The 5,739-nt window shown below is 71.9% G+C and carries 5 protein-coding genes and 1 pseudogene; 4 read left to right on the forward strand and 2 right to left on the reverse strand.

All coding sequences use genetic code 11. From position 1 onward, the window contains the following. Nucleotides 1-910: autotransporter outer membrane beta-barrel domain-containing protein (locus FV223_RS18465; protein ID WP_147728384.1), on the forward strand; the 910-nt coding region annotated here is incomplete at its 5' end. 337 nt (nt 911-1,247) lie between these two features. Here the strand turns inward: FV223_RS18465 and FV223_RS18470 are convergent. Together FV223_RS18470 and FV223_RS18475 are read right to left on the reverse strand one after the other, a co-directional pair. Beyond that, on the reverse strand, nt 1,248-3,509 hold the full coding sequence (locus tag FV223_RS18470; RefSeq protein ID WP_147728385.1) for an HWE histidine kinase domain-containing protein: 2,262 nt from the start codon (nt 3,507-3,509) through the stop codon (nt 1,248-1,250). A 7-nt stretch (nt 3,510-3,516) separates the two neighbouring features. Further along, nucleotides 3,517-3,846, reverse strand: coding sequence for a SelT/SelW/SelH family protein (locus FV223_RS18475; RefSeq protein ID WP_147728386.1), 330 nt, complete (start codon nt 3,844-3,846; stop codon nt 3,517-3,519). A 254-nt stretch (nt 3,847-4,100) separates the two neighbouring features. Here FV223_RS18475 and FV223_RS18480 point away from each other — a divergent pair, with 254 nt between their 5' ends. From FV223_RS18480 to FV223_RS18490, 3 genes and pseudogenes are all read left to right on the forward strand, one after another. Beyond that, on the forward strand, nt 4,101-4,661 hold the full coding sequence (locus tag FV223_RS18480) for a LemA family protein (RefSeq protein ID WP_246689724.1): 561 nt from the start codon (nt 4,101-4,103) through the stop codon (nt 4,659-4,661). A gap of 13 nt (nt 4,662-4,674) precedes the next feature. Next, a complete protein-coding gene (locus tag FV223_RS18485; protein WP_147728388.1) occupies nt 4,675-5,457 on the forward strand; it encodes a YgcG family protein in 783 nt (260 codons plus the stop codon). Next, nucleotides 5,447-5,739 (forward strand): annotated as a pseudogene (locus FV223_RS18490) (hypothetical protein); the annotation flags it as partial. The gene FV223_RS18485 and the pseudogene FV223_RS18490, both read left to right, overlap by 11 nt.

The following is a 5,739-nucleotide window of genomic DNA, read 5'->3' on the forward strand; positions in this document are numbered from 1 at the left end:
GGTGCCGGTGGCCGTCCGCACCCTCGACCCGCGGGTGTTCGGGCTCTGGGGACAGGGCTTCGGCAGCTTCGGGCAGGCCCGCAGCGACGGCAACGCGGCGAGCCTGTCGCGCCAGACCTCGGGCTTCGTGCTCGGCGCCGATGTCCGCGTCGAGAGCGGCTTCCGCCTCGGCGTGGCCGGCGGCTACACCGCGACCAGCCTCGACACGGCCGGGCGCCTGCAATCGGGCTCGATCGAGAGCGGCTTCGGCGGCCTCTACGGCGGCTACGAGCGCGGGCCGGTCTCGCTGCGGCTGGGCGCGGTCTACGCCGACAACGCGGCGCGCCTGACCCGGACGGTGGCGTTCGCCGGCTTCGCCGACACGCCGAGCGCCCGCACCGGCGGCTCGACGATCCAGGGCTTCGGCGAGATCGGCTACAAGCTCTTCCTGGGCGGCGCCGCGCCGCCCGTCGGCGAGGACGCCGCCCCGGTCCCGGCGGCGCTCTCCTACATCGAGCCCTTCGTCGGGGGCGCCGTCGTCGCGATCGGCCGCGACCGCTTCACCGAGACCGGCGGGATCGCCGCGCTGACCGGGTTCGCCCGCGACTACGACCTCGGGGCGGCCACCGCCGGCGTACGGGCGCAGACGAGCTTCGATCTCGGCCTCGGCGCGCCGGTCTCGGCCCACGGCCTGCTCGGCTACCGCCGGGCCTTCGGCGACGTGGTGCCGACGGCGCTGCTGGCCTTCGGCGCCACCGGCCCGGCCTTCCTCACCGCGGGCATCCCGATCGACCGCGACGCCCTCGTGGCGGAAGCCGGCCTCGACCTGCGGGTCTCGGCCGCCGCCACCCTGGGCATCGCCTACACCGGGCAGGTCGGGTCCCGCGCCGAGGACCACGCCGTCAAGGGAAACTTCACCTACCGGTTCTGAGCTGTTTCGGACCCATCACGATCGGGCCAAATTTCCACCGCCGCGACCCTCGGGTCGCGGCGATTTTGCGTCTCACGCGATGTCCCTGCGCGCCGATCCAACCCCTCATCTCGATCCCAAGCGCTTCCGAGAACCGGTAGCCTCGAAGGAGCCCGCCGGCCGGGCGCGCGATCGCAGGAGGGCTCCTTCGAGGCTGCCGAGGCAGCACCTCAGGATGAGGGCGTTGGTTGGGATAGGGGGACGCCTACCCATTTGACTTCCGGTGCGCGCTATCCGCGGAACGCCGGCAGGCACCTCAGTGGAGTCTGCGTCGGGCCATCCCGAAACGCCCGCCCCATCAGCCGAATCGCGGCAGCGGCGCGATCCGGGGCACGTCGGTGCCGCCCTTGCGCTCGAGCAGGCCGGGCGGCGGAACCGGCGCCACGATCGTGCAGACGACGCCTGCGGGATCGAAGGCGAGATTGACCTCGCCGGCGAGCTCGCGGGCGAGGCTGCGCTCGATCAGCCGCGAGCCGAACCCGGTGCGCGTCGGCTTCGCCACCGGCGGGCCGCCGCTCTCGACCCATCGGAGGGTGAGGCTGACCTCGTCGTCGCGCCGGAGCGTCCAGGCGATGTCGATGCGGCCGCCTTCGCGCGAGAGCGCACCGTACTTGACCGCGTTGGTGCCGAGCTCGTGCAGCGCCATGGCGATCGACAACGCGATCCGCGGCGGCAGCCGCAACGGCGGCCCGGAGACACGGAAGCGCGAGACCTCCGGGGAATCGAGCGGGCGGATCGCGTCGGCGACGACCGTGGCGATCTCGGCCCCCTCCCAGCTCTCGCGGGTGAGCACGTCGTGGACGCGGGCGAGCGCCAGGAGCCGCGCCTCGAAGGCGCCGCGGGCCGCATCGGCCTCGGCCCCGTCGAGGCTGCGCAGGGACTGGTTGGCGATCGACTGGACGGTGGCCAGCGTGTTCTTCACCCGGTGGTTCAGCTCGTGGATCAGGAGGAGCAGGTGCTCCTCGGCGGACTTCGCATCGGTGATGTCGACGTTGCAGCCGGTGTAGCCGAGGAAGGTGCCGCCGTCGTCGAGGCGCGGCACGCCCTCGCAGCGGAGCCAGCGCACCGCCCCATCGCGATCGATCACCCGGACCTCGGTGCGGAAGGGCTTCCGCGCGTCGAAGGCGTCGGTGAAGGTGGCCGAGAAGCCGGCGAGGTCGTCGGGATGGACGATCTTGTGCCAGCCCTCGTTGGCCAGCGCCGTCGCCGGCATTCCGAAGATGTGCTCGAAATGCATGTTGACGAAGCTGACCGTCGCGGCCTCGTCCGTCATCCAGATCAGCGCCGGCGCGGAATCGGCCATGTGGCGGAAGCGCGCCTCGCTCTCCCGCAGCGCCGAGAGCCCGCGGCGGGTGTCGGCCAGTGCGCGGTCGCGCTCGCCCTCGCGGGTCTTCAACCGGAGCGAGGCGTCGGTGAGCACGTCGCCGAGGCGGCGGATCTCGTGCACCGGCGAGGCGATGCGCGGGATCGCCTCGCCGCGCGACAGGGCCGGGCCGGAGGCCGCGAGCTGGCGTAGCGGACGCGACACCCGCGACCACAGCACGACGGCGAGCGCCGACGACGTCGCCAGGACGAGAAGGCCGAACCCGCCGAAGGCCCAGACCCAGCGGCGCAGCCGCGCGTCGACGAGGGTCTGCGGGATGCTGGTGCCGACCGTCCACCCGGTGAGGCGCGAGCGCGCCTCCACCACGACGACCGGGCGGTGCTGCCGGTCCTTGCCCTGCCAGACGCCGGGCGTCTCCGTCTGTATCTGCCGCAGGCTGGCGAGGCGCGGGCGTCCGACGATCGCGCCCGGGTCGGGCAGGCGGGCGAGAACCAGCGCCTGCCGGTCGGAGATGCCGGTGGTCCAGCCCTCGACGACCTCGCGGGCGAGGATCGCCTGCAGGCGGCTCACGGGCGCGCTGAAACTGAGGATGTAGGCGACGTTCGGGCCGACCATCACCGGCACGGCGACACCGTAGGTGGCATCGCTCGGCATCGGCCCGGGAAGGTAGCCGGTCACCATCGCCCGCTGCGTGCCCGAGGCGATCTCCTTGTCGAACGGCAGCACGGTGATCGGCAGCATGCCGCCGCGCTTGATCCCGGTGTTGACGATCTGCTGCCCGTCGGGACGGCGCAGCATGATGTCGAGGTCGATCGCCTCGCGGACGAGACGGGCCTGCGCGTCGAAGGCCTCGAACTCGCCGTCCTTCAGGCGCGGCGAGGTGGCGAGCGTCTGCAGCACCGAGACCAGGCCGGCGGTGTCGCGATCGATCGACAGGGCGATGCCGCGCACGTTCTCGCGGGCATCCTGCTCGAAGCGCGCACGCTCGACGGAAGCGTAGCGGGCGAGCAGGATCGCGGTGAAGATCAGGCCCGGCCCGATCAGCGCGATCACCAGCGCGACGAGGTAGACCTGCGTCGAGGCGCCGTTCCGCTCGAGCCGCTCGATGCGACGGCGGAGCCAGCTCGGATGCGGGCCGCGGCGGCCGCGGGTGGCGGGCAGCTCGCTCGGGCTCACCGCAGCATCCGGATCGCGGGCGGGCGCGGCGGTGTCATCGGGGGCGTAGTCCTGCAGCATCGAGCCATCACGGGTCGGACTTCGGCCGATCGAAGCTCGGCCGGTCGATATGGCCGAGATCGCGCGCCGGATCGAGCCGGTCGCGCACGCGATGCTTTAGGGCCTTCACGTCGGGGAAGCCGCCGTCGCGGGTCCGCTCCCAGACCGTGTCGGGGCCGACGGTGATCGAGAAGGCGCCGCCGCTCGCCGGGATCAGCGCAACCTCGCCGAGGTCGTCGCGGAATGTCGAGAGCAGTTCCTGCGCCATCCAGGCGGCCCGCAGGAGCCAGTTGCACTCGGTACAATAGGTGATGGCAACGCGCGGCTTGTCCGCCGCAGCTTGAGGCGTGTCATCCATGGGGCGCACAGCGCACCGCGGCGATGGGCTTGTCAACCTCGACCGGCTCCGCCCGGACGAACGCGCGACGCATCGCGAACGCGCGGCGCGGCCCTTCTCCCGGCGGGTGCGGCACCCTATCTCACGTCGGCGTGATTACGGCCAAGCTGGGCCGGACGAGGCAGGCAGGAGTGGTGGACATGTCGTCGAGTGCGGACTTCGCAACGCCGCGGACAAGCCCGATCATCGCCCGCATCGCCGGTGCGCTGATCGCGATGCTGTTCGCGTCCTGCCTCTCCGGTTGCGGCGCGATCAACCGCGTGCCCACCCTGGAGGAGCAGGCGAAATCCTCCTGGAGCGAGGTGCAGAACCAGTACCAGCGCCGGGCCGACCTGATCCCGAACCTCGTCGAGACGGTGAAGGGCTACGCCAAGCAGGAGCAGGACACCCTGACCAAGGTGACCGAGGCCCGCGCCAACGCCACCAGCGTCAAGGTCGACGCCTCGACGATCACCGACCCGGCCAAGTTCAAGGAGTTCCAGGACGCGCAGAACCAGCTCAGCGGTGCGCTCGGGCGCCTGCTGGCCACGGTCGAAGCCTACCCAGACCTGAAGTCGAACCAGAACTTCCTGGCGCTGCAGTCGCAGCTCGAGGGCACCGAGAACCGGATCGCGGTGGCGCGGCGCGACTACATCGGCACGGTCCAGGCCTACAACACCGAGATCCGCACCATTCCCGGCCGCTGGATCGCGGCGTGGTTCTACCCGGAATCGAAGCCGATGGAGACTTTCACGGCAACGCCCAATTCCGAGCGGGCGCCGAACGTGAAGTTCTAGGGATTTCTCGCGCATGCGGCGCGGAGCGCTCAGGGCCTTCCCCCTCGTCCTCGCCCTCGTGGCCTGCGCCGGGCTGTGGACGGTTGCGGCGGCCGCGGAGCTGACCTTCCCGAAGCTCACCGGGCGCGTCGTCGACGCCGCCGGGATCCTCACCCCCGAGCAGCGCGGGACCCTGGAGGCCAAGCTCAAGGCCTACGAGGACAAGACCTCCGATCAGGTCGTCGTCGCGACGGTGCCGAACCTTCAGGGCACCACGATCGAGGATTACGCCAACCGCCTGTTCCGGGAGTGGAAGATCGGTCAGGCGAAGACCAACAACGGCGCCCTGCTGATCGTGGCGCCGACCGAGCGCAAGGTCCGCATCGAGGTCGGCTACGGCCTCGAAGGCGCCCTCACCGACGCCCTGTCCCGCGTCATCATCGCGAGCGCGATCACGCCGCGCTTCAAGGACGGCGACTTCGCCGGCGGGATCACCGCCGGCATCGACGGCATGCTCTCGATCCTCTCGGGCGACGCCGAGGTCTGGCAGCGAAAGCCGAAGGTCCGGTCCGACGAGGTCGATCCGGCGCAGGTCGCGATCTTCATCGGCCTGTTCCTCCTCGCCCTGTTCGTGGCGTGGCGGATGAACCGCGGCGGCCGCGGGCGCGGCGGCGGCATCGTCTTTCTTCCCGGGCCGGGGACCGGCGGTTGGAGCGGCGGCACCTCGGGCGGGTTCGGCGGCGGCTTCTCCGATGGGGGCGGGTTCTCGGGCGGCGGCGGCTCGTCCGGCGGCGGAGGAGCCTCGGGTGATTGGTAGCCCCCTGCTCACGCCGGATGCCTGCGCAAGGATCGAGCGAGCCGTCGGCCGCGCGGAGGCCGGCACCGCCGGCGAGATCGTGGTGATGGTGGCGGCCCGGGCCGGGCAGTACCGCTCGGTCGCGCACGTCGCGGCCCTCGTCGCCGGCCTGATCCTGCCCTGGCCGCTGCTGGTGCTGACCAGCTGGAGCACCGGAGCGATCCTGCTCGCGCAAGCCGCCCTCGTGGCGGCCCTCCTCGCGGCGGGCCTGTCGGAGCGGCTGCGCGTCGCCCTGACGCCGCG

The sequence above is a fragment of the Methylobacterium sp. WL116 genome, from assembly GCF_008039455.1.
In the GTDB taxonomy this organism is placed as follows: Bacteria; Pseudomonadota; Alphaproteobacteria; order Rhizobiales; family Beijerinckiaceae; genus Methylobacterium.